The organism is Streptomonospora sediminis, assembly GCF_054778995.1.
The window spans coordinates 1-26,408 of sequence record NZ_BAAGYZ010000024.1; the positions used below are offsets into that span (position 1 = coordinate 1).

Sequence of the window (26,408 nt, forward strand, 5' to 3'; positions counted from 1 at the left end):
GCGGCGGTGGCGGCGGGAAGCCGCGGCGCCGGTCGCCGCCCGGGCCCGCAGCCCAGGCCTGCAGCCGCTCCAGCGGCCCGCCCCACCCGGGGCGCCCTCCGCCGCGGCCGTGCCAGTGCGGCGGAACCTGCCCCGGCCCGTCGCCCCCGTGCTCGTCGCCGGGCCGCAGGTGGGCCCCGCCGTGCTTGTGTCCGGCGACGGCGCCGGACATGCCGCCGCGCCCGCCCCATGACCACGGCATGGGCATCTGCATCGCTGCCATGATGACTCCCCCATAGTTCAGATACACCAGTGACACATCCCGATCTTCTGCAAACTATCGAGATACATAGAAGATATATCTATAACTCGGCAGCGTCAACGGAGTCGGACAGCGCGTTCGCTCATGGCCGGCCGGCTGCTCCCGGAAGCGCCCGGCGGCATTCGGCGGCGCGCGCTGTTCACCTGCAGATCGTTGCGGTGACGCCTGGCGGTGGCACCGTGGGACGCCGACACCGCCCGCGTCGCCGGGCACACCGGCGCCGGCGGCACCCGGCGATCGATCCCCGCTCGGAAAGGACCCCGCATGGCCCGCCCCCGTTCACGCACCCGCCTTGCCCTCTCGGCTGCGCTGGTCTGCGCGCTGACCACCGCCCCCGCCGCCGCACACGCCGACCCCGGCCCCGGCCACGGGCCGGAGCACAACGGCCGCGGCTCCGGCGACGTGCGGTTCGCGACCTTCAACGCGTCGCTGAACAGGGGCGAGCAGGGCGGGCTGGCCGAGGACCTGTCCGACCGCGGCGACCCGCAGGCGCGGGCCGCCGCCGAGGTCATCCAGCGCGCCCGGCCCGACGTCATCCTGGTCAACGAGTTCGACCACGACGCCCGCGGCCGCGCCGCCGAACTGTTCCAGCGCAACTACCTCTCCCGGCCGCAGGACGGCGCCGACCCCATCCGCTACCGGTACCGCTATACCGCGCCGAGCAACACCGGCGTGGCCAGCGGCATGGACCTGAACAACGACGGCCGCACCGTCACCGAACCCGGCGCCTCCGGCTACGGCGACGACGCCTTCGGTTTCGGCGAGTTCCCCGGCCAGTACGGGATGGTCGTGTACTCGCGCTACCCCATCGACCGCGGCGCCGTGCGCACCTTCCAGGACTTCCGCTGGGCCGACATGCCCGGTGCGCTGCTGCCCACCGACCCCGAAACCGGTGAGTCGTTCTACTCCGCAGCCGAGCGGCAGAAGCTGCGGTTGTCGTCCAAGAGCCACTGGGACGTGCCGGTGCGCATCGGCCGCGGCAAGCCGGTGCACCTGCTGGCATCGCACCCCACTCCGCCCGGCTTCGACGGCCCGGAACAGCGCAACACCGCCCGCAACCACGACGAGAACCGGTTCTTCGCCGACTACGTGTCGCCCGGGAGCGGCGGCTACATCTACGACGACGAGGGACGGCACGGCGGTCTGCGCCCCGGCTCGAAGTTCGTGATCGCCGGCGACCTCAACGCCGACCCCAACGACGGTGACGGCCATCCCCGCGCCACCCGGCAACTGCTGGAGGCTCCGCGCGTCAACGGCGGCCTGCAGCCCGCCAGCAAGGGCGCGCCGCAGGCCGCCGCGGACCAAGGCGGCGCGAACGCCGAGCACACCGGCGATCCCGCCTACGACACGGCCGACTTCGGCGACGTCCCCGGCCCGGGCAACCTGCGCGTCGACTACGTGCTGCCTTCCCGCGGCCTGCCCGCGCGCGGCACCGGCGTGTTCTGGCCCGCCGAGGGCCGACCGGGCGCCGAAGCCGCCGCGCAGGCCTCCGACCACCGCCTGGTCTGGCTGGACGTCCACCGCTCCGGCCGCCGCTGATCCCCGGCCACCGGGCGGGCGGCCCGCCCGGTGGCTCCCTCCCCCGCTGCGGCGGACCGCGGTGCCGCGGCCGGGGCGCCGGTCCCGACCACCGGCGCGCGGGGTGTAACCCCCACTGGCTGGGGGTAGCCGCGCAGCCACAGGGCCGAACGGCCACTGCCACCGGCCGCAGGGACGGGGGTGAGCTGCATGAACCGGTCCGAGCGCTCCAAAGCGGCCAAGCAGACCGAGCCTTCCAAGGCCAACAAGGCGAACAAGGCCTCCGGGAAGTCCACCGCCGCAGGGCGGGCGGAGACCTCCGCGCCGCCCGCCGAGCCCGCACAGACCGGTGAGACCGGTAAGCCCGAGAACACGGACGCCGCGCTCGCCGACTACCGGCACCGGCGCGACTTCTCCCGCATCGCGGAACCGGCGGGCGGCGCCGCCGGCGCGGCGGGTACCGGCCCCGAGCCGCTGTTCGTCGTCCAGCGGCACATCGCCCGGCGCGAGCACTACGACCTGCGCCTGGAGGTCGACGGCGTGCTCAAATCCTGGGCCGTTCCAAAGGGCCCGTCCACCGACCCGAGCGATAAGCGCCTGGCGGTGCCCACCGAGGACCACCCGCTGGACTACGCCGAGTTCGAAGGCTCCATCCCGGCCGGTGAATACGGCGGCGGCACGATCCTCATCTGGGACACCGGCACCTACACCAACTCCACGCACAAGAAGGGCCGACCGCTGAGCATGGCCGAAGGCCTGGAGCACGGCCACGTCTCCTTTGAGATGCACGGCGAAAAGCTGACCGGCCGCTATGCGCTGAACCGGTTCCGCTCCGGCGGCAACGGCGACGGCGACGGTGAGAAGGCCTGGCTACTCGTCAAGGAACGCGACGCAGCCGCCGACGCCCGCGACCCGACCGCCGAGCAGCCGCACTCGGTGCGCACCGGCCGCCGGATCGGCGAGGTCGCCGCGGACGCGGGCCGCACGCTCAAGGGCCGTCCCCGCGGCGAGGACGCGTGATGAACGCGCCGTCGCTGCCGCTGAAGGCGGGCTCGCGCACGGTCGAGCTGGGCAAGCCCGACAAGGAGCTGTTCGGCGCGGGCGGTACCACCAAGCGGGAGCTGGCCTGCCACTACCGCGCCGCCGCCCGGTTCATGCTGCCGCACATCCGCAACCGGCCGCTTGCGCTGCACCGCTTCCCCGACGGGATATCCGGCGGCGGCACGGACGGGTTCTTCCAGAAGCAGCTGCCCGCCCATGCTCCCGACTGGGTCGGCGGCGTCGAGGTGCGGCGGGAGCAGGGCGACAGCATCACCATGGCGGTCTGCGACAACACCGCGAGCCTGCTGTGGCTGGCCGACCAGGCGGTGATCACCCCGCACCCGTGGTTGAGCCGCGCCGGCAGCCTAAAACACCCCGACCGCCTCATCATCGACCTCGATCCTGCCGGCGACGACTTCGGCCGGGTGCGCACGGCAGCCCGCGACGTGGGAACCGCCCTGGAGGAGGTGGGTCTGGCCGCCTACGTGATGAGCACGGGTTCGCGCGGGCTGCACGTGGTGGCGCCCATCCGGCCCGATGCGGACTTCGACGCGGTACGCGGGTTCGCCCGCCGCCTGGCAGACCTGGTGTCCCGGCGCCGCCCCGACACGTATACGACCGAGTTCCGCAAGGACAAGCGGCGGGGGCGGCTGTTCCTGGACGTGCTGCGCAACGCCTACGCCCAGCACGCCGTGGCCCCCTACGCGGTACGCGCGCTGCCGGAGGCGCCGGTGGCGGTACCGATGCTGTGGGAGGAGCTGGAGCACACCGGTTCGGCTCGGGCTTGGACGGTGCGCACGATCGGCGAGCGCCTCGACCGCTGGGCGGCCGCCGGCGGCGACCCGTGGCAGGGCATGGCCCGGCGGGCGCGGTCGCCCCGCAGGGCCGCCGAGCGGCTGGAGAAGCTGGAGCGGCGCGCGGTGTGAGCCCGGGCAGCCCGGACCGTGGACCCGCCGCTTGGACCGGACTCGCGGACCCGCCCGCTGATGCCGCCCGCACCGGCCCGCACCGGCCTGCACGGGCACGGACGGGCGCGGACGGCGCGGACGGGCGCGGTCAGCGGCCAGGAGAGCGCGCTTCCCGGCCGCTGACCGCGCAGTGTGCCCCGCCCGCCCGGCGGACTCCGCCGCACGGGCGGGCGGGGCCGTTCTTGCAGAGACCGCCGCTTACACCTCGCCGAGTCCGAACCCGGTGAAGCGGATCAGGTCGGACATGGTGAAGTCGCCCTCCTTGGCCCCCTCCAGCGTCGGCCGCCATCCGGGGTCGTTGCTGAGGTAGGACGACGGGTCGGCGGCCAGCAGCCCGAGGAACACCTCGGCCACGATGCGCCCGCCCACCGGGCCCAGGTGGCGGCCTTGGGCCGTGGCCTCGGCCTCGCGGAGGATGTAGTACCACAGCGGCGCCGGGCCGGGCTTGGGCAGGTTCAGGTCGGCGTCGCTCAGCGGCTCCAGTCCCATTGCGCGGGCCACGGCCTGGCCCGAGGGCAGGCCCAGGCTCACCCCGCGGGTGAGGTTGCGCCGGGCCAGCGACGCGATGCCTTCGGCGGCCTCCTCGGGCAGCTCCATCAGCGGCGGCACGAGGAACGGGTCGATCGCCCGCGACGGCTCGGGCTCGCTGCCGTCGCCCCGCGGGAAGAACCGCCGCCACTCGATCTGCCAGTCCCGCGGCAGCTTCCGGAAGCCGCCCAGGTGGGTGAGCGGATCGCTCTCGGAGATGGGTGCCGCGGTGAAGATGGGCAGGTCACCGACCGCGGTGTTGAGCTTGTAGCGCGCCCGCACCAGGGAGTGCGCGAAGCGGTAGGCCGCAACGGAGAACTCCACCGGCATGAACGGGTTGTTGCGCCATGCGTAGTGCCACAGTTCGGTCCGCTCCACAGCGCGGCCCCGCCCGGTCGGCGGCGCGCTGCGCAGCACGTCGTTGAACGTCTCGGTGCCGACCATCCGCGGCAGGAAGTCGTGGATCACCACCCACTGGTAGTGCCAGCGCACCATGCGCTGCGCGGTTTCGAAGTCGCTCTCGGCAGGGTCCCGGCCGGGCTCGCGCAGCTCCGGCAGCTTTTCCAGGATGGTGTTGTGGAAGTGCTGCAGGGTCAGCTGCAGGTGGGTGAGGATGACGTTCTCGTCGTTGCGGGGTTCCGGGATGATCGCGGTTTCCTGCGCGTTGCGCTGCAGGTCGACCAGGCCGTCGCGCTCGGTGGTGAGCAGACGGCCGCGGTTTTCGTCGTCGTAGAGGTAGGGCTGGTCGATGGGGCCGCGCCCGTAGACCGAGTCCAGGTCGAAGAACGGCGAACGGAAGTTGGTCAGCGCGTCGGGATCGCGGCGCTGGACCTGCAGCGGTGTCGGGTCATGGGTGATGTCGTGGTCGATGAACTGCCCGAGGAAGGTGTAGCCCGTAGGAATGTCCGGGTTGTCCATCCCGGGGTCGCCCGGGCTCCGTTCCACCATGCGCTCGGCGAGCGCGATGATCTCCGCTTCGCTGAGAACGAGCGGCGGCAGGTTGCGGAACATGCGCCCGAACCGGCCCTCGAACATCGGCGATTCCGCGACATGGCCGAGCCCGCGCGGCACCAGGCCGTGGTGGCCCCGGCGGGGCGCGGACGCGGACCGGTCCGGCACGGGTCTGGAGTCGGTGCGCTGCTCGGGCAGCACGGACGTTTCGGCGGTCGACTTCATTGCGGCGCCCTCTTTTCCTGCTTCCTGTTTCCGGGTGGCCTTGGCTCGTCGAAGGTGCGGGCTGCTGCGGCGCGAGGACGGGCGTAAGCCGACCGGTGCGCGGACACCCTGCAGCGGGCCGGATCCGGCGGCACTGCGCCGCCGGCGTCCGCGAGCGCGGCGCGGCCATCGCGCAGTCAGCTCCGTGTCCCCTTGCACAATCGGGCCGCGGGATGGCGGCGGCAATGCGAATGGCCGACTACGGACAGTCGGGACACTCGGCTCAACCGCCGGGCGGATTGCGGGTCATTGACGCAAATATTCGTCGGATGACCGGATCGAATTCGCGGGGCGCGCCGCTTTCGTCGCGTTGTACGACGCCAGGGCGGCTGCGCGCCGGCCGGCGGTCATGATCGTTCGGCCGTTTCCGGCATGGCAGGTCAACGCGCCGAATGATCGCCGCAAACCCACCGGGCCTACGCAAACGTCGGGTAATTCGGCATACACAGAATCGGTGCTATTGCGGCCGGACCTTAACCCGGCTTTTGGTCGACCGATTCAGACCGCCCCGGTCCGGACCGCAACGCGCTGTCGGTCACTGTGTGCACACCGCAGCACCCGCGGCCGGTACCGGACAGGCTCCGGCAGCCGCGCCCGATCAGCTCAGCGTTTGGCGTAGATCGCCTCGATGGCCGCGCTGTAGTCTTCGGCGATTCGGGGCCGGCGCAGCTTGAGCGTCGGGGTGAGGGTCTCGTTCTCCACGCTGAACCGGTCGGGCAGGATTCGGAAGGCGCGGATGGATTCCGCCCGCGACACCTCTGCGTTCGCCGCGTCGACCGCCTGCTGCACCTCTGCGCGAAGCTCCGGGTCGGCATCGGGGTCGCGCGGTTCGCCGGCGGCGCTGCCGCTGCGCTGCTTCCAGCGCGCCGACTCGTCGGGATCCAGGGTCACCAGGGCGGCCACGAAGGCGCGGCCGTCGCCGACGAGCATGCACTGCTCGATGAGCGGATGCGCGCAGACCCGCTCCTCAATGGGCACCGGCGCCACGTTCTTGCCGCCGGCCGTGACCAGGATCTCCTTCTTGCGGCCGGTGATGCGCACCCAGCCTTCGCCGTCGATCTCGGCAAGGTCGCCGGTGGCGAACCAGCCGTCGGCGAAGGCGTCTTCGGTGGCCTCGGGCCGGTTCCAGTAGCGGGTGAAGACCGGCCCGCCGCGGACCAGCAGCTCACCGTCGGAGGCCAACCGCGCCTCGACACCCGGCAGCGGCCCGCCCACTGTGCCGGGCCGGACCCGGCCCGGGGTATTGGCCAGCACAGCGGCCGTGGTTTCGGTCAGACCGTAGCCTTCGTAGACCTCCAGGCCGATACCGCGGTAGAAGTGCAGCAGCCGCGTGTCCAGCGCGCCGCCGCCGGAGAGCACCCGCCTGCACCGGCCGCCCAGCGCCGCCGACAGTTTGCGGTACACCAGCGCATCCATGGCCTGCCGGCGCAGGCGCAGCAGCGGTCCCGGGCCGCCGGAGTCGGCCGCTTCGCTGTAGGCGACCGCGGTGTCGGTGGCGGCGTCGAAGATGCGGCGGCTCAGCCCGCTGGTGCGCCTGCGGGCGGTGGCGTGGATCTTCTCGAAGACGTAGGGCACCGCGAGCAGGAAGGTCGGCCGGAAGGTGCCCAGGTCGGCGATGAGCGAGCCGACGCTTTCGGTATGGCCGAGGCGGGCTCCGGCATGGATCGCGCCGACCTGCACCATGCGCCCGAACACGTGGGCGAGGGGCAGGAACAGCAGGGTCGAGGGCAGCGTGCCGTCGGGCTCCGGTTCGAACAGCACCGACAGGGCCGACACCACCGCCTGGATCTCGGCCACAAAGTTGGCGTGGGTGAGCACACAGCCTTTGGGGGTTCCGGTCGTGCCCGACGTGTAGATGATCGTGGCCGGATCGTCCGGGACGACGGCGGAACGGCGCTCCTCCACCTCGCTGTCGGCGACCTCGGCTCCTGCGGTGGCCAGTTCGTCCAACACTCCGGTGTCGAAGCACCACACGTGCCGCAGCTCCACCGGACTCCCGGGATCCGCGCGCAGCTCCTCGACCGCGGCGGCATGCGCCGTGTCGTCGGCGACGCAGGCCACGGCACCGGAGTCGCCCAGGATCAGCGCGATCTGCGCCGGCGAGGACGAGGGGTAGACCGGCACCGAGATGGCGCCGGCGGTCCAGATCGCGTAGTCCAGCAGGGTCCACTCGTAGCGGTTGGCCGAAAGCAGCCCCACCCGGTCGCCGGCCTGCACGCCCCGGGCCATCAGGCCCTTGGCCAGCGCCACCACCTGGTCGCGGACCTCTGCGGCGGTCATGTCCTGCCAGTGCCCACCCGTCTGGCGGCTGAGCATGGGGCGGTCGGGAAAGCGGGCCGCGCGGTCGAAAAGGGTGTCGGCCAGTCCCCCGTGAACGGGGAATCCGACCTGCGCGGGGTTGGCGGTGCTCGTGGTCACTCCTCCGGTCTATCGGACACCCGCGCCGGAACCACCCAGACGTGTCCGGCCGGCGCCATGATCTAGTTCATATTCGAACACCCGGCCGGGGACGGCCGGAGGTGCCCCCGAGCGCACCGTGTTATGTGCCTGTGCGCCGGTGTTCTGCGGCCGGCCGGGCAGGTCCGGGCTGCAGAACCGGTCAGGAACCGCCGTCTCCCGGAAGACCGTCCAACCGCACCATGATGGCGGTGCCTTCAGCGGTGGTCTCGCCGCTGTGGCGGATTTCGGCGGCGACGAAGACCTTGCGGCGCTCGGTCCCGGTCACCCGGGCGGTGATCTCCAATGGCGCGTTCAGCGGGGTCGGCCGCCGGTAGTTCACGTCCAGGTTGGCGGTGAGGCCGGGCATTCCCGCGGCACCGGCCGCGGCACCGAGGGCCTGGTCGAGCAACGCGGCCAGCCAGCCGCCGTGCACGAGCCCGGGCGGCCCCTGGTACAGCCCGTTGAGGACGGCATCGGCTCGCAGGCCGCCGTCGGCGCCCGCCTCAAGGCGCAGCGGCGGCGCAGCGGGGTTGGTCGGACCGGAGACGATGTTGGTGAGGGTGCCGTACTCGACCCGGCCGGTGGAGGATGTCTGGCGGACCATGGTGCCGATATCGTGGCGGCTGCCCGCGATGCGCGCGGTGGCGGCGGCCACCGCCTCGCGGGCCGCGGCGAGGTCCTCGGCGCCCGCTCGGGTGTGGGCGACGGCGTCGGCGAGGGTCCGCACCTGCTCGACCAGGGATGTCAGCTCCGCCGGGATGTCCTCCTCGGGGACGACGGGGAGCCCGTAGTCCGCGGGATCGGGGAGTTCGGCAACCGGCTTCGCGTCGACCGACATGGCTTCCTTTGCTGTGCTCCGAGTGCTCTGCTGCCTCTGCAGCGCCGACCAGCAGATGTTACCCGCCGGTAAGGTCCAGCATTGCCGCTGCCCCCGGGGAAGGCAACGCGATAACCATCACAAGCCGGACATCACCTGCCCTGGTGGCGGGCCGTTCCGGTGGGTCGGCAGCGGAACGCGGTTGCCGGACGAGCGCGCGGCCGACCGGGGCGGCCGCGCCGGGCTCTGAGGTCTTGCGGCCTGCCGGGCGGTGGATGAACCGTAAGGAAACGCGGCGGCGGGCAAGGGCAGGCCGTGCCCGGTCGGTCCGGGCCGACCGCACATGTGGCCGTGCTCTTGGACTTCGGCGGCGCTGCGGAGCGGCGCCGGTGCAGGAAGGTCCGCCGGTGCGGGGGTCAGTGCAGCGGCTTGCGCATGTCCAGGTGCGGGATTCCGGCGTCCAGGAACTCCTCGCCGCGGGTGGTGTAGCCCAGCCGCTCGTAGAATCCCACCGCGTGGGTTTGGGCGTGCAGCTCCATTTCGGTCAGCCCCAGCTTGTGCGCCCGTTCCTCGATCGCCCGGACCAGGGCGGCGCCGGTTCCCGTTCCGCGCGCCTCGGGCAGCACGGCGAGGCGGCCCAGCACACCCTGGTGCCCCGCGGCGACCAGCCGGCCGGTCCCCATGGGGATTCCATCGATCCGCGCCAGCATGTGCACCGCGGTGGAGTCGCGGGCATCCTGTTCTTCGCCGATGGGCACCCGCTGCTCGGCGACGAATACCGCGCCCCGGATGGTGAACACGGCTGCGAGTTCCTCCATGGCCTCCGCGGCATCAATGGTGAGCATGCCCGAATTCTAGGCCGTGCGCGGCACGCCGCCGTCCGGTTCGGTACCAGGGCGGGAGGTCCGCGCACCCGCCGCCCGTACGCACCGCATCAGCTGCGGCTCCTAAGCTGGCGGATATGAGCGACGAGTCCGGCGAGCGCGCGAGGTTCTGGCGCCATCCCGGCCTGCCAGGCGTTGAGCTGCTCAAGGCCCACTATGTCCGGCACACCTTCAATCGGCACACCCACGACACCTACACCTTCGCCCTGATCGAGTCCGGCGTCGAGGTGTACAACTACCGCGGAACCACCCACCGCATCAGCGCGGGCGGACTGTGCGTCGTTGAGCCGAACGAGGTGCACACCGGGCACGCCGGGGTACCGGAGGGCTGGCGCTACCGGGTGCTCTATCCCGAGGTCGGGGTGGTCGCCGATGCGGCACGCGACCTGGGTATGGGTACCGTCCCGCCCTTCACCCCCGATGAGGTGCGCGATCCGGCCGCGGTCCGCCTGATGCGGTCCGCCCACCGGGCGACCGAGCGCGGCGACCGCCTCAGCGCCTCCACGCTCACCCGGCAGGCCCTGCACCACCTGCTCTCCCGGCACACCCGCGCCCGGCCACCGGACACCGGATCAGGCGCACCCGGCCCCGGGCGGGCGGTCGAGCAGGCGGGCGAGCTCCTGCGCACCAGGCTGGCCGACCCGCCGAACCTGGAGGAGTTGGCCGCCGCGGTCGACACACCGCCCTTCGCGCTGCTGCGCGCGTTCCGCACGGTGCACGGGCTGCCGCCGCACGCCTATGTCAACGACGTGCGGGTCCAGCGCGCCCGCCGCCTGCTGGCCGACGGCCGCCCGCCGGCCGACGTCGCCACCGCGCTCGGTTTCGCCGACCAGCCGCACTTCACCCGGCACTTCAAACGCAGCACCGGAGTACCGCCCGGCGCATTCCAGCAGGGGATGCTGGGCAACCTGGGCGCAGATTAGCCGGGTGCAGGCGCGGCCCCGCCCGACCCGCCGACCACCACCGCCGACCCCGCACGTGCAAGAACGTTCAAGACGGCGCTGCTGCGGCACCGCTAGCGTCGCTCGACGTGAAGACCTCTCCTGCACTGCTGTCACCACCGGTCCGCGACGGGCTGGGGCTGGGGATCGCGGTGGGCCTGTCCGGCCTCGCGTTCGGTGCCGCCGCCGTCACCGCGGGGCTTTCGGTGCTGCAAGCGTGCGTGTTCAGCCTGCTCGCCTTTACCGGCGCCTCGCAGTTCGCCCTGGTGGGGGTGCTCGCAGGCGGGGGCAGCCTGGTGGCGGGCGCCGCCGGGGCGCTGCTGCTGGGCGCGCGCAACACGCTCTACGGGCTGCGGATGGCCGACCTGCTGCACTGGCGCGGGCCGCGGCGGCTGCTGACCGCGCACGGCATCATCGACGAGACGGCCGCCGGCGCGCTGGCCCAACCCACCGCGGCCTGGGCCCGCACCTCCTTCATCACGATCTTCGCCGCCATCTACCTCACGTGGAACCTGACCACCCTCATCGGGGCGCTGGCCACCGAACGGATCGGCGACACCGACGCTTTCGGGCTGGACGCCATGGGCGCCGCGGTCTTCCTGGCGCTGATCTTCCCGCGGCTGCGCGAGGGCCGCAGGGAACGCGCGGTAGCGGTGCTGGCCGCCGCGATCGCCCTTGCAGCGGCGCCGTTCCTGCCGGCCGGAGTGCCGGTGCTGCTCGCGGCAGCGGCGGCGGTGATCGTCCCGAGCGGTCCCGCGGCCGCCGACCCGGCAGCACCCGGCACGCCCGATGAGCCGCAGGAGCCCGGCGGCTCGGACGGTTCAGGCGGTCCGGGCGGCTCCGAAGGTCCCGGTGACTCCAGCGGGTCCGGCAACGACGCCGGCGCCGAGAACGGCGACGGCCCCACGCCCGGGAAGGTGCGCACATGACGCTCTGGCTGGCCATCATCGGCACCTGCGCCGGTTGCTACCTGCTGAAACTGGCCGGGCTCTCGGCACCGCGGCGGCTGCTCGACCACCCCGTGGTGCGGCGCTTCGCGATGACCGTCCCGGTGGCACTGCTGGCCGCGCTGATCGCGGTGCAGACGGCGACCGACGGCGGACAGCAGCTCGTCTTCGACCCCGCGCGCTGCGGCGGCATGGCGGCCGCAGCGGTGGCCCTGCTGCTGCGCGCACCCTTCCTGGTGGTGCTGGCAGCGGCTGCCGCAACGGCGGCCGGGCTCCGGCTCCTGGGGCTGTAACACCGGTTTCCCTCGCCCGGCCCGGCCGCCCGCCGCGCCCTGGCGCTGCGGGCCGGCGAGGTGACGGATCATCCCGGCGCGGGCAGAAGGCAAGGGTGACCATCCCGCGAGCCGGAGGACGCCCATGACGCAGGAGACCGGGAACGCAGCCACCGCGGCCGAGGGGCCCGGTGAGCTCGCCCGCTCGCCCCGCTCCCCTAGGCCGCACCAGGGCACGGCCTGGCGCACCGCCGCCGAGGAAGTGGCCGATGTCCTGGCCGCGGCCGGCATCAGCCGGTGCTACACCGTGCCCGGGGAGAGCTTTCTGGAGCTGGCCGACGCCGTCGAACAGCACCGGGACCTGCGGCTGGTCTCGACCCGCCACGAGAACGGCGCCGGGTTCATGGCCGAGGCCGAGGCCAAGCTCACCGGTGTGCCCGCCGTTGCCGCGGCAACCCGCGGGCCCGGCGCCGCCAACCTGGCGGTGGGCGTGCACACCGCGCGCCAGGACTCCACCCCGATGATCGTCTTCCTCGGCCAGGTCACCACCGCTCACCTGGGGCGCGAAGCGTTCCAGGAGGTCGACCTCACCGCCTTCTACTCCCCCATCACCAAGTGGACCACCACGGTAACCCGCGCCGACCGGCTCGCCGAGATCACCGCCCAGGCGGTGCGGGTGGCCACCACCGGGCGCCCCGGCCCGGTGGCCATCGCCGTTCCGGGCGACCTGTTCGGGCAGCGGGTGCCCGCCGCGCAGGCGCTGCCGGGCACCCGGCCGCCCCGCCCGCCGCTGAGCGAACAGGACCGCGACGAACTGGCGGTGTGGCTGACCTCGGCCGAACGCCCGGTGATCATCGCCGGCGGCGGCGCGCGCGCCGCCCGCGAGGAGCTGGTCGCCGTCGCCGAGCGCTACAACGCGGGCGTCTACACCTCGTGGCGGCGCCAGGACGTGTTTCCCAACGACCACCCGCTCTATCTGGGCCACCTCGGATTGGGCTGCCCGAAACCGGTGCTGCGCACGCTGGAGGAGGCCGACGCCGTGCTGGTGGTCGGTTCGCGGCTGAGCGAGATCACCAGCCAGACCTACCGGCTGCCCGCCTCAACCGGACCTGCCAGCGCCTCAACGGTCGCCCAGATCGACATCGACCCCGGCCAGATCGGTGCGGTGACCGGAGTGTGGCTGGGCGCGGTGGCCGACGCCCGGATGGCGCTGAACGCCCTCGACGAGGTCCCCGTGGCCACCCCCGAACGCGACTACAGCGAGGCGCACCGCGTGTGGGAGCGCACCGCCGCCGCGCCGGCGGAGGCCGCCACCCACCCCGGCGGCCTGCTGCACCCTTGGGCTGTGGTCGAGACCATGCGCAAGACACTGCCCGACGACACGGTCATCACCAACGACGCCGGAAACTTCGCCGCGTTCCTGCACCGCGGCTGGACCTACCGCCACCCGCGTACGCAGCTCGCGCCCACCAGCGGCGCCATGGGGTATGCGGTTCCTGCCGCGGTGGCGGCCAAGCTGGCCGCGCCGCACCGCACGGTCGTGGCAGCGGTGGGCGACGGCGGTGTGCTGATGACCGGCCAAGAGCTGGAGACCGCAGCGCGGCTGGGGCTGTCGATCACCGTCGTCGTCTTCCAGAACGGGCTCTACGGCACCATCGCGATGCACCAGGCACGGGAGCTGGGCCGCACAGCGGGCACCGATATCAGCGGCCCGCTGGACCTGGCCTCCTACGCGCGCGGCCTGGGCGCGCGCGGCGCCACTGCGGCGACTGCGGCCGAACTCGCCGAGGCGCTGGCCGAGGCGGTCCCGGTCGGCGGGCCCACACTCATCGACGTGCGCACCGACCCCGATGTGATCAGTCCGGAGGCCACCATGGCGGGTCTGCTGAACGGCGGATGACGGGCGCCCGGCCGGGTGGCCTGCCGGGGCGGGAGCGGTGGGCGGCCGCCGGTCGCGCGCCGGCCCGCATGCCCCGGCGCCCCTGCGGGTGTCAGTCCTCGCGCAGCAGGTCCAGCGCCGCTTCCAGGTCGTCGGGGTAAGGGCTCTCGAACTCCACCCGGACGCCCTCGGTGGGGTGCTCGAAGCCCAGCCGCACCGCGTGCAGCCACTGGCGGCGGATACCCAGCCGCTCGGCCAGTGCCGGATCGGCACCGTAGAGGTAGTCGCCGATGCAGGGGTGCCGCAGCGCCGCCATGTGCACCCGGATCTGGTGGGTGCGGCCGGTCTCCAGCTTGATCTCCAGCAGGCTGGCCGCGCGGAACGCCTCAAGCGTGTCGTAGTGGGTCACCGACGGCCGCCCGCCGGCCACCACCGCGAACCGGCCGTCGCCGGCGGGGTGGCGGTCCAGCGGCGCGTCGACGGTGCCGCGCAGCGGGTCGGGGTGGCCCTGCACGAGCGAGTGGTAGACCTTGTCGACCTCGCGCTCCTTGAACGCGCGTTTCAGCGCGCTGTAGGCGATCTCGCTCTTGGCCAGCACCATCAGCCCGGTGGTGTTGGCGTCGAGCCGGTGCACGATGCCCTGGCGTTCGGCGGCGCCGCTGGTGGCCAGCTCGACGCCCGAGGCCAGCAGCCCCTGCAGCACCGAGTTCCCGGTCCAGCCCTGTGTGGGGTGGGCGACCACACCGGTGGGCTTGTTCACGACGATGATGTCGGCGTCCTCGTGGACCACGGTCAGTCCCGGCACGGGTTCGGGCCGCGCGGTGGGCGCCTCCGGCGGCGGGGGCAGCGTGACCTCCAGCCAGCTGCCGGCCTGCAGCCGGTCGGACTTGGCGGCGGCACCGCCGTCGACGGTCGCGTTGCCCTCGGCGATGATCTCGGCGGCGCGGGTGCGCGACAGCCCGAACATGCGGGCGATGGCGGCATCGACGCGCTCGCCTTCGACTCCGTCGGGTACGGGCATGCCCCGGTGGTCACCGGTCCTGGTCGGCCCGCTCATGTGCGCTGCCCATCGTCCTCGGGCCGCGTGCCGGAGCGGTCGCCCCGGTCGGCGGCGCCGCCCGGCGGGCGGGTGGTGCTGTCGCCGCCGGGCAGGGGGTTGTCGGTCCGGCCGGTGCCGGGCTCGCGGGGCTCGGGGGTTGCGGGCGCCGCGCCGCCGGGTTCCGGCACCGCGTTTCCGTCGGGCCGCCCGTCCTCGGCGCCCGGATCGCCGCCGGTGTCCTTGGTGTCCTTGCTCGGTGCGGCGGGTTCGCGCGTACCGTCGATGTTGAACCCGCGGAAGGCCAGCAGCACCGCGAACGCGCCGCCCACGACGATGCAGGAGTCGGCGATGTTGAAGACCGGGAAATTGGGGACCTGGATCCAGTCGACGACCGCGCCGTGCAGCGCAGGCTCCGGAGGCCGGAAGGCGCGGTCGGCCAGGTTGCCCAGCGCGCCGCCCAGGATCAGCCCCAGCGCGAAGGTCCACGGGAGGCTGCCCAGTTTGCGGGCCATGAACAGGATGTAGACCACAACGCCAACAGCGATGAGGAAGAACAGCCAGGGCACGCCCTGGCCCATGGAGAACGCCGCTCCCGTGTTGAAGACAAGCGTGAACTTCAGCAGGTCGCCCACGATCTGCATCGACTCGCCGGGCGCGAAGCTCGCCAGCGCGATCTCTTTGGTGGCGTAGTCGGCTGCCAGGGCCGCCGCGGCCACCCCCAGCAACAGCACGAACCGCCGCGCCCTGTACGCGGCGGATCGGTTCACCGTCCGGTCTTGGTCTCTGGCCCCGGAGGGCTCGACGTCACTCAGCGACGCTCCTCGCGCTGTTTGCACTGCACACACAATGTCGCGCGGGGGAATGCCTGCAGGCGCGCCTTGCCGACGGCCTTGCCGCAGGACTCGCAAACCCCGTAGGTCCCCGCGTCCATCCGCTGGATCGCACGCTCGCTCTGCGCGAGCAGCTCACGAGTATTGTAGTTCAGTGCCAGGTCGTGCTCGCGCTGGTACGCCTTGGCTCCGGTGTCGGTGGGATCGTCGCCTGCGCCCTCGACGGAATCCGACAGCAGCTCGGCCAGCTGGGACTCCGCGGCTGCGATGCCGTCGCGCAGCTCGGCGACCTCCGACTCCAGCCCTTGGCGGACCTCGGCCAGTTCCTGCTCACTCCACGGGTCCTCCCCGGGGCGGACGGGAAGATCGGCCGCACTCGACACGCTCATTCTGCCCTCGCCTTCTCCGCCACGGGCTTCCTCGCCGGACCAGCCGGTCGCTGTGGTCGACACCATTCCGCACTCACCCCCTCGGCCGCGCACCCGGCGGCGGCCGTGAATCCCCCGTTCTGACGTGCGGTTTAACCGGTGTCGGCGGCGGCCGCACGCAATGCCGGGTAGCTTAAACGCCACTCGGGAGCGAATCAACCATCGACCACGCAGCGGGAACACACCACGCGTTACGGTATCTATCAGCCGGTTCCCGAAAGATGTTCCCGATTCGCGGCCCGCAATACGCATCCCGCGGGCCATCGCTCCGGCATCCCCCCTGCAACCCGCTGAACACACCGGCGCGCGCCCGCGCGACCGCAGCGCCGGGCCCGCCGCCGCCCGCTGGGCTAACGCGCCACGGCGAAACCGCCGTAGTCCTCGGCCAGCCGCGACAAGTGCGTCTCGTCGAAGACGGCCGGACCGCCGTGCGGACCGGTGGTCACCTCGATCACCCAGTCGGCGTCCTCTGCGTCGTCCTCCCCCGCCAGCATGTCGCGGTGCACCGTGCAGGGTTCGTAGCCCTGGTCCACGAGCTGCTCGGCCAGCTCGTCGGCGTCGTCGCGTTCGGAGAGCGTCACCAGAACGGCGCCCCCCTGGTCGGTCGCAGCCACGTGCGCCCCTCTCATCGATCGTCGCAATCGCCCCGCCGCACCCTGCCGCTCGGCAAGGCCGCCTCGGGGCCCGGGAGGCAAGTATGCCCGGGCCGGCGGTTCACAACAGGAACAGGGGCGCCCTGTCCGGACGCGCAGCGTCGCGATTGAGGGTGGTGGAGGGCGACGCTGGAAAAGGCCGGACGCGCAGCGTCGCGATTGAGGGTGGTGGAGGGCGACGCTGGAAAAGGCCGGACGCGCAGCGTCGCGATTGAGGGTGGTGGAGGGCGACGGGCGGGCAAGGGACCGCACGCAGCACCCCGCGTGGGCTATCCTCGGTACACGGCAAGGCGTTGATGGGGACCAGTACCGCCGGACACAGCCCAAAGCGACCCGGGGACGGTGGAAGCCCGGGGGCATGCCCGCCGCGAAAATCACCCCGGAGCCGCCGGAAGAACGGCCCGGCGCCCGCGCGGCGCGCGGCCCAGTAGACCCGGCAGCCAGGCAACGAAGAGGGGAACAAGGCGGCCGGCCCGCCTTGCCCAAGGAGGGTGGTACCGCGGGGCACGCCTCGTCCCTCCATCAGGACAACCGCTGCCCTGATGAGAGGTAGACCCGATGCCCGACGGCAACGCCGCACGCGCCTTCCCCGCCCTGCCCGCCCAGATCGACCTGCCCGCCGCCGAGCACGAGGTGCTCCGCCGCTGGTCGGAGCAGAAGATCTTCGAACGCTCTCTGGAGCAGTCGCGGGGCCGCCCCAACTGGGTCTTCTACGAGGGCCCGCCCACCGCCAATGGCCAGCCCGGCGTGCACCACGTCGAGGCGCGGGTGTTCAAGGACGTCTTCCCCCGCTTCAAGACCATGCGCGGCTACCACGTCGACCGCAAGGCCGGCTGGGACTGCCACGGCCTGCCCGTCGAGGTCGCGGTCGAGAAGGAGCTGGGACTCAGCGGCAAGAAGGACATCGAAGAGTTCGGCGTCGCCGAGTTCAACGCCCGCTGCCGCGAGTCGGTGCTGCGCAACGTCGGCGCGTTCACCGCCATGACCGAGCGCATGGGCTACTGGGTGAACATGGACGAGGCCTACCGCACCATGGACCCCGAGTACGTGGAGTCGGTGTGGTGGGCGCTGAAAGCCATCTGGAGCAAGGGTCTGCTGGTGCGCGACTACCGCATCAGCCCCTACTGCCCGCGCTGCGGCACCACGCTCTCCGACCACGAGCTGGCGCAGGGCTACGAGACCGTCGTGGACCCCTCGGTGTACGTGCGCTTCCCTGTTACGTCCGGGCCGCTCGCCGACCCGGCACGCCCCACGTCGCTGCTGGTGTGGACCACCACGCCCTGGACCCTGGTCTCCAACACCGCGGTCGCGGTGCACCCCGATGTCGCCTACGTGGTGGCCACCGACGGCACCGAGCGGCTGCTGGTCGCCGAGCCGCTGGTCGAGGCCGCGCTGGGCGAGGGTTGGACGCTGACGGGCGAGCGCTTCGAGGGCGCCGAGATGGAGCGCTGGACCTACCAGCGCCCCTTCGAGCTGGTCGCGTTCGACGAGCCCGCGCACTTCATCGTGCTGGCCGACTACGTGACCGTCGAGGACGGCACCGGCCTGGTCCACCAATCGCCCGCCTTCGGCGCCGACGACATGGCGGTCTGCCGCGCCTACGACCTGCCCGTGGTCAACCCGGTGCGTGCGGACGGCACATTCGAGGCCGGGCTGGACCTGATGGGCGGGCAGTTCTTCAAGACGGCCGACGAAGCGCTGGTGGCCGATCTGCAGGCCCGCGGCCTGCTGCTGCGCAACCAGCCCTACGAGCACAGCTACCCGCACTGCTGGCGCTGCCACACGCCGCTGCTCTACTACGCGCTGCCGTCCTGGTACATCAAGACCACCGCGATCAAGGACGAGCTGCTGGAGCAGAACGCCCGCACCAACTGGTTCCCCGACAACGTCAAAGAGGGGCGCTACGGCGAGTGGCTGCGCAACAACATCGACTGGGCGCTGTCGCGCAGCCGCTACTGGGGCACGCCGCTACCGGTGTGGTTCTGCCCCGACGAGCACCAGACCGTCGTGGGCTCGCTGCGCGAACTCGGTGAGCTGGCCGGCCAGGACCTCACAGCGCTGGATCCGCACCGGCCCTACGTCGACGACATCACCTTCGCCTGCCCCCAATGCGGCGGCACCGCCCAGCGGGTTCCCGAGGTCATCGACGTGTGGTTCGACTCGGGTGCGATGCCGTTCGCGCAGTGGGGCGCGCCGCACCGCAACGCCGAGGCGTTCGAGGCGAACTTCCCCGGCCAGTACATCTGCGAGGCCATCGACCAGACCCGCGGCTGGTTCTACTCGATGATGGCGGTCAGCACCCTGGTCTTCGGCCGCTCTTCCTACGAGAACGTGGTGTGCCTGGGCCACATCCTCGCCGAGGACGGCCGCAAGATGAGCAAGCACCTGGGCAACATCCTCGAACCCATGGAGGTCATGGAGCGCCACGGCGCCGACGCGCTGCGCTGGTTCATGGCCGCCAGCGGGTCGCCGTGGATGCCGCGCCGCGTTGGGCACGAGGCGCTGGAGGAGATCGTCCGCAAGGTGCTGCTGACCTACTACAACACGGTCTCCTTCTTCACCCTCTACGCAGGCACGGGCGACACCTGGAACCACGGCATGCTCCAGCAGGTGCCCGACCCTGCCGACCGGCCGCTGCTGGACCGGTGGCTGCTGTCCGAGTTGAACCGGGTGGTCAAGGGTGTCGGCGAGGCGTTGGACCGGTTCGACACCGCCGGGGCCGGACGGCTGCTGACCTCGTTCGTCGACGACCTGTCCAACTGGTACGTGCGCCGTTCGCGCCGCCGCTTCTGGGCCGGCGCGCACACGCCCGAGGGCGCCGCCGCGTTCGCGACCCTGTTCGAGGCGCTGGAGTCGCTGACGCTCGCGATGGCGCCGGTGGTCCCCTTCATCACCGACCACGTGTGGGCGGCGCTGCGGCGGCCCGATGCGCCGGAGTCGGTGCACCTGGCGAGCTGGCCGGCGGTGCGCGAGGACCTGATCGACACCGAGCTGTCGGAGCAGATGGCGCTGGTGCGCCGGATCGTGGAGCTGGGGCGCGCGGCGCGGGTGGACTCGGGTGTGCGCACGCGCCAGCCGCTGTCGCGGGTGCTGGTGGGCGCCGCCGGCTTCGAGCGGCTGCCGGAACAGCTGCGCGCGCAGATCACCGAAGAGCTGAACGTGCAGCAGCTCGACCCGCTCTCGTCGGTCGGCGGGGACCTGGTCGAGCACACGGTCAAGCCGAACTTCCGCGCGCTGGGCAAGCGTTTCGCCAAGCGCACCCCGCTGGTGGCCGCGGCAATCGGCGCGGCCGACGCCCGGGAGCTGGTCGAGCAGGTCCGCTCGAAGGGTTGGGCCCACGTCGCGGTCGAAGGCGAGCAGGTCGAGATCAGCGCCGAGGAGGTGCTGGTCAGCGAGCAGCCCCGCGAGGGTTGGACGGTGGCGGCCGAGGGCGGCGAGACGGTGGCGCTGGACCTGGAGATCACTCCGGAGCTGCAGCGCGCGGGGTTGGCCCGCGAGCTGATCCGCCTGGTCCAGGATGCCCGCAAATCCAGCGGCCTGGAGATCTCCGACCGGATCGACTTGTGGTGGTCGGCGAGCGAGCCCGTCACCGCGCAGGCGCTGCGCGAACACGAGCGCACGATCGCGGGTGAGGTACTGGCCGTGGCCTTCACCGAAGGCAGCCCGCAGGCCGGCGATCCCACCCACACTGTGGCCTCGGAGGAGTTCGGTGTGACCGTCCACCTCCGCAAGGCCGCCGACCGGGCCGCGCAGCAGCAAGCCTGACCGCACGCACGCAGCACCACCCCCGGCCCGGCGGACTGCACAGCGCAGCCCGCCGGGCCGGTGCGCTCTGCAGCGGGGCGGCAGCGGTCCGCTCTACGGCCTTGTGGTCTGCCGGGCGGCGAGTGATCTGCGGTGAAAAAGCGGCAGGTGGCCGTGCGCCCGTTATGTCGGGTTTCCGGCGATGATCATTGTTGAAATGCCCAGATCCGGCGCCGGATCTGGGCATCTCCGCAGGGTCGGTGCGCCGCCCGCCCCGGCCCGCTTCGGGCGGGACCGCTGACCACCCGCCCCCGCCGCCCGCGGCCGTTGCCGCTGCTTTTCAGCCCAGGCCACCTGTTGCCGGCCGCGGGCAAGGCCGCCGAGCGGACCCGCGTCCGACCCGGTTCCCGAACGCACCGGTCGCCATGGCACCGGCCACCCACCGGACCTGCGTGCGGGTCGGCTTCTCCAGGGGTGATCGATCCACCGGAGGCCGGCTTAGGAACGGTCCTCGTCGTCGGTGGGGCGGTGTTGGGTCGCGCTGATGTCCTCGGAGCCGGATTCCGCTGCCTCGGGCTCCGGCTGCTCCGGCTCCGCGGGCTTATCGGCCTCGGCTCCGTCGTCCGCGGTCCCCTCCGCCTCCGCGGCTTCCTCCTCCGCCGCGGTGCCGTCTGCGGCCTCTTCCTCGGTGGCCGTGGCGGCGCGCAGGTCGGGGCGCTCGATTACGGGTTCGGTACGGTCCGGGGCGTCAGGCTGCGGGGCGGTGTTCCACTCGGGGAGGGGTTCGGGCTCCGGAAGCTCCTGTTCGAGGGCAGGCCCGGCCTCGGCGTCGTCCTCGGCGGCTTCCGTATCGGGAGTCAGTCCGTCAACGAAGGCGCTGAAGGAGAGGTCGCGGTCGGATTCGTCGGCCGCCCCGGTGGCGCCCGCGGGCGGTTCGGTCTCCGGTGCGCGAGCAGGCTCGGACGCGGTCGCGGCCTCGACCGATGGCTCGGGTTCGGCGGCGCCGTGGTCGGCTGTATCCGGCTCGTTCGCGGGGGCCGCGGCGGTCTCGGGCTGCGGGGGCTCCTCGGCTGCCGCGGGTTCCGCTGGAGGCTCGGCCGCTGCCGCTGCCGCCGCTGGGGTTGCGCCCGATGTGCCCGGCTCGGGCCGGTCGGTGACACGGCTGATGCGCGGCCGGACCGGCCGCTGCGGCTGGGGCCGGACGGTCTTGGCCGGTCCCGGTTCGGAGCCGGCGGGCTGATCGGGGTGTTCTGACTGTTCGGGCTGTTCGGGCACTGCCGCAGATGCCTGCTGATCCTGCTGGGCGGCGCGCTCCGATGGTTCGGGCGCGGATTCGCCCGGTTGCCGGGGGTGTCCCGGCTGCGCAGTTTGGTCCGTGCCGACCAGGCCGGCAAGACCGGCTGGTTCGGCCGTCTGCTCGGCAGGGCGCTGCGGTACGGCGCCGGGTCCGCCCTGCTGCTGCGGGGGCGGTTGCCCGGACGCTGCTGCCCGCCCCGGCTGCTGAGCCGGCGCGGGCACGGACTGCCGCGGTCCCTCGGTGCCGTGGCTGCGCTGCGCGGCCGGTCCCGCCGTTGCGCCGGACACAGCCGGGGCGGGGACGGACGCCTTCCCCAAACCGTCCGTCCAAGCCCGCTGCTGTTGGGCGCCGGCATCGCCGGCCGCTGGTTCCCTCCCGAGACCCAGATCCAGGTAAGCGCGTGATCTCACCGCCTCGGCAACGAGCAGTATCGCACCGAGGCCGCCCAGTCCGAGGGCGATGTAGACCAACATCGTCTCGGCGAACACCACCCCGAAGGCGATGACCGCCAGAGCCGCCACCACAGTGGCGAGGCTGAGGATGAACACGGAAAGGAAGAGCCTTCACTCAAGGGTTCTGTTATGTGCTGCCGTGCCGCTGCACGGCCCTGCCGCAGCCGGTACCGGCTCGCCGGAAACGCTGCCGTCCGCCGTCATCATCAGCGACGCTCGTGGGGGGCCTCGCCAGGGTGGTATCCGCCGTGCTGGGCGGGCTCGGGCTGGGCGAAGGGGTTGCCCGAGGGCGCGCCGTTGCCCGGACCGGCCGGCTGCATACCCGGGTTTCCGCCGCTGGGGGCCATGGTCTGGAACCCGCCGGTGGTGTTGGGGTTCTGCTGCTGGCCGGAGTTGTGCTCGTTGGCACCGTCGGCGAGCTCGCGCAGCTGGCGCTCGAAGTAGTCCTTCAGGCGGCTGCGGTACTCGCGCTCAAAGTCCTTGAGCCCGGCGACCTTGTGCTCCAGCTCTTCGCGCTGCTGCACCAGCGAGCCCATCACCTGGCGGTGGCGCTCCTGGGCGTCGCGGTCGAGGTTCTCGGAGCGGGCGCGGGCCTCGTTCACGATCTGCTCGGCCTGGCGGCGGGCCTTGCCCAGGATGTCGTCGGCCTCGTGGCGGGCGCGGCCGAGGGTTTCGTCGGCCTCGCGGCGGGCATCGGAGATCGCCTGGTCAGCGGTCTGCTGCGCCAGTGCCAGCACCCGGGCGGCGGTGTCCATGTTCTCTTCGGAACCGGGCAGGCCCATGTTGGCGGCCATGGCCGGAATCTGCTGTTCCAGCGGCGGCTGCTGCGGTTGCTGCTGAGGCTGCGGCTGCTGTTGCGGCTGGGCCTGGGGCTGCGGTTGCGGTTCCTGGCGCACCTGCGGCTCGGGCTGCGGGGGCGGCTCGGGCGGGAGCTGCTGCTCCTGCTGGGGCTGCTGCTGGAAGTCCTGCATACCCGCGTTGGGCACCTTGCCGCGCAGGCACTCCGCGAGCTTGCCGCGCAGTTCCTCGTTCTCCTGGATCAGGCGGTCGAGCTCGGTCTCGACCTCGTCGAGGAAAGCGTCGACCTCTTCCTCGTCGTATCCCGGCCGGAGCCGGGTGGTACTGAACTGCTTATTCCGCACATCCGCGGGTGTCAGCGGCATGTTCGTCTCCTTGGCGCGCTTGGCCTGTGTCCGTAGGGACGCTACCTGATCGTGACCTAACGGCAATCCAGATCATGACCAAGGCCACATATCGAAACCAGGGCTTACCTTTCCGACATCTGTGACCTTCTAGATGAACGAGATCGAACTTACGATCTGGAGCAGGATCACCACGAAGAGGAAGAGGACTGTGAAGCTCAGGTCCAGCGCCACACCCCCCAGACGCACGGGCGGGATAAACCGACGCAAGAACCTCAAGGGCGGGTCGGTGATTGTGTAGACGGTCTCCGCAAGTATCAGCACGAACCCGCTCGGTCGCCACGAGCGGGCGAACGACTGTACGAGTTCAAAGACGAGCCGCGCGATCAGCACCACCATGAAGAGGTTCAGCAGGATGATGACGACGGACTGGACGATACTCACGGTCGTTCCCCGACCCAATCTCTGGACATCAGTGATGATCTAACTCTGATTGAAGAACCCTCGCTCAGCTATGCGTGCTTTGTCTTCAGCAGTCACCTCTACGTTAGCCGGGGACAACAGGAACACCTTGTTGGTCACGCGCTCGATACTGCCATGCAGACCGAAGATCAGGCCCGCCGCAAAGTCGACCAGCCGCTTGGCGTCGCTGTCGACCATCTCGGTCAGGTTCATGATCACCGGTATACCTTCCCGGAAATGCTCTCCGATAGTACGCGCTTCGTTGTAGGTCCGCGGGTGCAGCGTAGTGATGCGCGCAAGGTCTGCGGTAGCGGGGGTGCTGGGAGACGGAATGCGCCTCTCGGCAGGAGACATTGTGTAGTCGTCCACATCCGTCACGGAGTCGGCACGGGGGTCGCCGCCCTGATGGTCGAGATCCCGGTCGCGCCGGCCCTCAACGCCTTCGTCGAAGTCGTCGAAGTCATCATATTCGTCCGCATAGCGGTGATCGTAGCGGTCGTCCTCCACGAGGCCGAGGTAGACCGCCATCTTGCGCATCGCGCCGGCCATCTCTTGTCCTCCGTCGTCCCTGTGGTGCGGCACCGCAGATGACTCAGTCCATGTTGGCCCAGGTCCGCCAGGTGGGCGAACTCGACAGATGGGCGCCAAGGTCCATGTGGGGACATTACCCCACGTTCGGGCGGCGGTAGTCGAGCAACGCCGTGCCCACACGCAGGTGTGTCGCACCCTGGGCGACGGCCTGTTCCAGGTCGCCGCTCATCCCCGCTGATATCACCTCCGCCCGAGGGTAGCGATCCCGGACCTCGGCGGCGACCGTATTCAGACGTTCGAAGGCATCGGCCGGGTCGCCGCCGCGCGGTGCCACCGCCATGACCCCGCCCACGCGCAGACCGTCCTCGGCCGCGATCGCATCGGCGACCCCCAGAACGTCCGCCGGATCGGCCCCGCCGCGGGGGCCCAGCACGCCGGCCGCCGAATCGGGGTCGAGGTCGACCTGGACCAGGCAGTCGAGTTCGCGCCCCTCGGCGCGGGCGCGCGCGCCCAGCGCGGCCGCGAGCCGCGCGCGGTCGACCGAGTGGACCATATCGGCGTAGCGGGCCACCGAGCGGGCCTTGTTGGACTGCAACTGCCCGACGAAGTGCCAGCGCAGCCCCAACCCGGCGCATTCGGCTGCCTTGGGCGCCGCCTCCTGGTCGCGGTTCTCGCCCACGTCGGCGACACCGAGTTCCGCCAGAATCCGCACGTCGGAGGCCGGGAACGTCTTGGTCACCGCGATGATCGTCACATCTTCGGGGCTGCGCCCGGCTGCGGCACAGGCCGCGCCGACACGTTCGCGCAGGTCCCGCAGGTTGGCGCGGAGCTGCTCGCGGCGCCGGGCGCCGTCGCCGGAGCCGGATCCGGGCGCTGCGGATTCGGCGGCGCTCACGGCTGCCGCCACACGTATCCGGCGAACCGGCCGGTCGGCGCGTCGCCGCGGTGCGAGAAAAGTTCGGGGCTCTCCAAGGTGCAGCGGTCGTCGGAAGTGACGTGGCCGACATCGGCCGCCCGCAGTTGGGCGGTTACCGCGGCGCGCATGTCGATGCCCGCGGTACCGCGGCGCGTTCGGCTGGCCGCCTCGGGAACGTTGCGGGTCACCTGTTCCTGGGCCTCGGGCCCGACCTCGTAGCAGGCGCCGCAGATGGCCGGGCCCAGCAGCGCGCTGATGCGGGCGGGCTGGGCGCCCAGCCGCGCCATCGCCGCGACCATTGCAGGCGCCACGCCCGCCGCGGTGCCCAAGCGCCCCGAGTGGGCGGCGCCGATGATCCCGGCTTCGGTATCGGCGGCCAGTACCACCAGGCAGTCGGCGGCCAGCGCAGCCAGCACCAGGTCAGCGCGCTCGGCCACGACCGCGTCGACCCGCCCGGCATTTCCGGGGCCGTCCGCCACGGCCACATCGGCGCTGTGCACCTGGTCCATCCACACCACGCGCTCGGCGCCGAAGCCGAGCCGCGCGGCGGCCGCGCGGCGGTTCTCGGCCACCGCGCCGGGGTCGTCGTCGACTCCGCGGCCGAGGTTGAGGCTGTCGAACGGCGGAGCGCTCACCCCGCCGTCGTAGCGCTGGGTGAAGGCGGCCCGGACTCCCGGGCCCAACTCGATCACGGCACTCATCGTGTGCGCGGTTCCTCGCATTTCCGCAGGGGTCGAGGGGACGCGAAAAAGCGTACCGGCGGCGGGTGGGCCCGCCGCCGGTACGCTCGAATGCCGCGTTTTCCGGCAGTGCTACTTCAGGAAATCCGGGACGTCCAGATCGTCGGGGTCGTCGAAGACCACCCGGCGCCGCGGCGTGGGGACCTCGCTCGAACGCGAGTACGAGCCGTCGGTCCCGGTGCCGCGGACCTCGCCGTAGTCGTTTTCGCCGACAGGGCGGATGTTGCGGGCCCGGTCGGTGTCGTCGGGTTCGGGCTCAGGCTCCTCGGCCGGCTCGGGCTGGGCCGCACGGACGGGCTCGGGTTCGGGCTCGGGCGGCGGAGCGGGAGCCGGGTCGGCGGCCTCGGCCCGCGGCGGCGGGTCTTCGCGCACCGGCTCGGGTGCGGGCGGCGGCGGAGGCGGCGCGGGCGCAGGCTGCGGGCGC

At 72.1% G+C, this 26,408-nt stretch carries 22 protein-coding genes and 2 pseudogenes; 8 read left to right on the forward strand and 16 right to left on the reverse strand.

All coding sequences use genetic code 11. The annotated features are described in order from the left end of the window. Positions 1-262, reverse strand: a pseudogene (locus ACYVD5_RS06880) (hypothetical protein); the annotation flags it as partial. A 303-nt stretch (positions 263-565) separates the two neighbouring features. Here ACYVD5_RS06880 and ACYVD5_RS06885 point away from each other — a divergent pair. From ACYVD5_RS06885 to ligD, 3 genes are all read left to right on the forward strand, one after another. Beyond that, positions 566-1,840, forward strand: a complete 1,275-nt coding sequence (locus ACYVD5_RS06885) for an endonuclease/exonuclease/phosphatase family protein (RefSeq protein ID WP_461000077.1) — start codon at positions 566-568, stop codon at positions 1,838-1,840. Between the two features lie 189 nt (positions 1,841-2,029). Further along, entirely contained in the window at positions 2,030-2,839 is an 810-nt protein-coding gene (locus ACYVD5_RS06890; protein ID WP_461000078.1) for a DNA polymerase ligase N-terminal domain-containing protein, read from the forward strand. Continuing rightward, the gene (gene ligD / locus ACYVD5_RS06895) at positions 2,839-3,786 is read left to right on the forward strand and encodes a non-homologous end-joining DNA ligase (protein ID WP_461000079.1); all 948 of its coding nucleotides are present in this window, start codon (positions 2,839-2,841) and stop codon (positions 3,784-3,786) included. Before ACYVD5_RS06890 ends, ligD begins: the two co-directional genes overlap by 1 nt. Positions 3,787-4,026: 240 nt before the next feature. Here the strand turns inward: ligD and ACYVD5_RS06900 are convergent, their stop codons facing one another. The 4 genes from ACYVD5_RS06900 to ACYVD5_RS06915 form a co-directional block, all read right to left on the reverse strand. Next, entirely contained in the window at positions 4,027-5,532 is a 1,506-nt protein-coding gene (locus tag ACYVD5_RS06900) for a peroxidase family protein (protein ID WP_461000080.1), read from the reverse strand. Positions 5,533-6,174: 642 nt separating this feature from the next. After that, complete coding sequence (locus ACYVD5_RS06905; protein WP_461000081.1) at positions 6,175-7,989, reverse strand: AMP-dependent synthetase/ligase; 1,815 nt, start codon at positions 7,987-7,989, stop codon at positions 6,175-6,177. A gap of 181 nt (positions 7,990-8,170) precedes the next feature. Then, on the reverse strand, positions 8,171-8,848 hold the full coding sequence (locus ACYVD5_RS06910) for a PaaI family thioesterase (protein ID WP_461000082.1): 678 nt from the start codon (positions 8,846-8,848) through the stop codon (positions 8,171-8,173). Between the two features lie 395 nt (positions 8,849-9,243). Further along, positions 9,244-9,672 carry a GNAT family N-acetyltransferase gene (locus ACYVD5_RS06915; RefSeq protein WP_461000083.1) on the reverse strand — a complete coding sequence of 143 codons (429 nt, stop codon included), beginning with the start codon at positions 9,670-9,672 and terminating at the stop codon, positions 9,244-9,246. Positions 9,673-9,788: 116 nt separating this feature from the next. Between ACYVD5_RS06915 and ACYVD5_RS06920 the strand changes: the two genes are divergently transcribed. The 4 genes from ACYVD5_RS06920 (at position 9,789) to ACYVD5_RS06935 (ending at position 13,771) form a co-directional block, all read left to right on the forward strand. Beyond that, positions 9,789-10,634: an AraC family transcriptional regulator gene (locus ACYVD5_RS06920; protein WP_461000084.1), complete on the forward strand. Its 846-nt coding sequence runs from the start codon at positions 9,789-9,791 to the stop codon at positions 10,632-10,634. 107 nt (positions 10,635-10,741) lie between these two features. Then, a complete protein-coding gene (locus ACYVD5_RS06925) occupies positions 10,742-11,581 on the forward strand; it encodes an AzlC family ABC transporter permease (RefSeq protein ID WP_461000085.1) in 840 nt (279 codons plus the stop codon). Further along, the gene (locus ACYVD5_RS06930) at positions 11,578-11,892 is read left to right on the forward strand and encodes an AzlD domain-containing protein (protein ID WP_461000086.1); all 315 of its coding nucleotides are present in this window, start codon (positions 11,578-11,580) and stop codon (positions 11,890-11,892) included. Before ACYVD5_RS06925 ends, ACYVD5_RS06930 begins: the two co-directional genes overlap by 4 nt. Positions 11,893-12,016: 124 nt before the next feature. Next, on the forward strand, positions 12,017-13,771 hold the full coding sequence (locus ACYVD5_RS06935; RefSeq protein WP_461000087.1) for a thiamine pyrophosphate-dependent enzyme: 1,755 nt from the start codon (positions 12,017-12,019) through the stop codon (positions 13,769-13,771). 91 nt (positions 13,772-13,862) lie between these two features. Here the strand turns inward: ACYVD5_RS06935 and ACYVD5_RS06940 are convergent, their stop codons facing one another. The 4 genes from ACYVD5_RS06940 to ACYVD5_RS06955 all read right to left on the reverse strand — a co-directional run bounded on the left by ACYVD5_RS06940 (position 13,863) and on the right by ACYVD5_RS06955 (position 16,661). Beyond that, complete coding sequence (locus ACYVD5_RS06940; protein WP_461000088.1) at positions 13,863-14,771, reverse strand: RluA family pseudouridine synthase; 909 nt, start codon at positions 14,769-14,771, stop codon at positions 13,863-13,865. A 32-nt stretch (positions 14,772-14,803) separates the two neighbouring features. After that, positions 14,804-15,556, reverse strand: a complete 753-nt coding sequence (lspA, locus tag ACYVD5_RS06945; protein WP_461000089.1) for a signal peptidase II — start codon at positions 15,554-15,556, stop codon at positions 14,804-14,806. 41 nt (positions 15,557-15,597) lie between these two features. After that, positions 15,598-16,008 (reverse strand): TraR/DksA family transcriptional regulator, encoded by a 411-nt coding sequence (locus ACYVD5_RS06950; protein WP_461000090.1) that lies wholly within the window; start codon positions 16,006-16,008, stop codon positions 15,598-15,600. 389 nt (positions 16,009-16,397) lie between these two features. Beyond that, positions 16,398-16,661: a hypothetical protein gene (locus ACYVD5_RS06955; RefSeq protein WP_461000091.1), complete on the reverse strand. Its 264-nt coding sequence runs from the start codon at positions 16,659-16,661 to the stop codon at positions 16,398-16,400. Between the two features lie 597 nt (positions 16,662-17,258). On the opposite strand from ACYVD5_RS06955, the gene ileS reads away from it, so the two are divergent. Next, a complete protein-coding gene (ileS, locus tag ACYVD5_RS06960; RefSeq protein ID WP_461000092.1) occupies positions 17,259-20,465 on the forward strand; it encodes an isoleucine--tRNA ligase in 3,207 nt (1,068 codons plus the stop codon). Between the two features lie 477 nt (positions 20,466-20,942). On the opposite strand, the gene ACYVD5_RS06965 is transcribed toward ileS, so the two are convergent. From ACYVD5_RS06965 to ACYVD5_RS06995, 7 genes and pseudogenes are all read right to left on the reverse strand, one after another. Further along, a complete protein-coding gene (locus tag ACYVD5_RS06965) occupies positions 20,943-22,289 on the reverse strand; it encodes a hypothetical protein (RefSeq protein WP_461000093.1) in 1,347 nt (448 codons plus the stop codon). Positions 22,290-22,399: 110 nt separating this feature from the next. After that, the gene (locus tag ACYVD5_RS06970) at positions 22,400-23,356 is read right to left on the reverse strand and encodes a DivIVA domain-containing protein (protein WP_461000094.1); all 957 of its coding nucleotides are present in this window, start codon (positions 23,354-23,356) and stop codon (positions 22,400-22,402) included. 129 nt (positions 23,357-23,485) lie between these two features. Continuing rightward, positions 23,486-23,779 carry a YggT family protein gene (locus ACYVD5_RS06975; protein ID WP_461000095.1) on the reverse strand — a complete coding sequence of 98 codons (294 nt, stop codon included), beginning with the start codon at positions 23,777-23,779 and terminating at the stop codon, positions 23,486-23,488. A gap of 39 nt (positions 23,780-23,818) precedes the next feature. Continuing rightward, positions 23,819-24,346 carry a cell division protein SepF gene (locus ACYVD5_RS06980; RefSeq protein WP_461000096.1) on the reverse strand — a complete coding sequence of 176 codons (528 nt, stop codon included), beginning with the start codon at positions 24,344-24,346 and terminating at the stop codon, positions 23,819-23,821. Between the two features lie 115 nt (positions 24,347-24,461). Continuing rightward, entirely contained in the window at positions 24,462-25,223 is a 762-nt protein-coding gene (locus tag ACYVD5_RS06985; protein WP_461000097.1) for a YggS family pyridoxal phosphate-dependent enzyme, read from the reverse strand. After that, a complete protein-coding gene (gene pgeF / locus ACYVD5_RS06990) occupies positions 25,220-25,945 on the reverse strand; it encodes a peptidoglycan editing factor PgeF (protein WP_461000098.1) in 726 nt (241 codons plus the stop codon). The genes ACYVD5_RS06985 and pgeF overlap by 4 nt, the downstream gene beginning before the upstream one ends. A 111-nt stretch (positions 25,946-26,056) precedes the next feature. Next, positions 26,057-26,408 (reverse strand): annotated as a pseudogene (locus ACYVD5_RS06995) (cell division protein FtsZ); the annotation flags it as partial.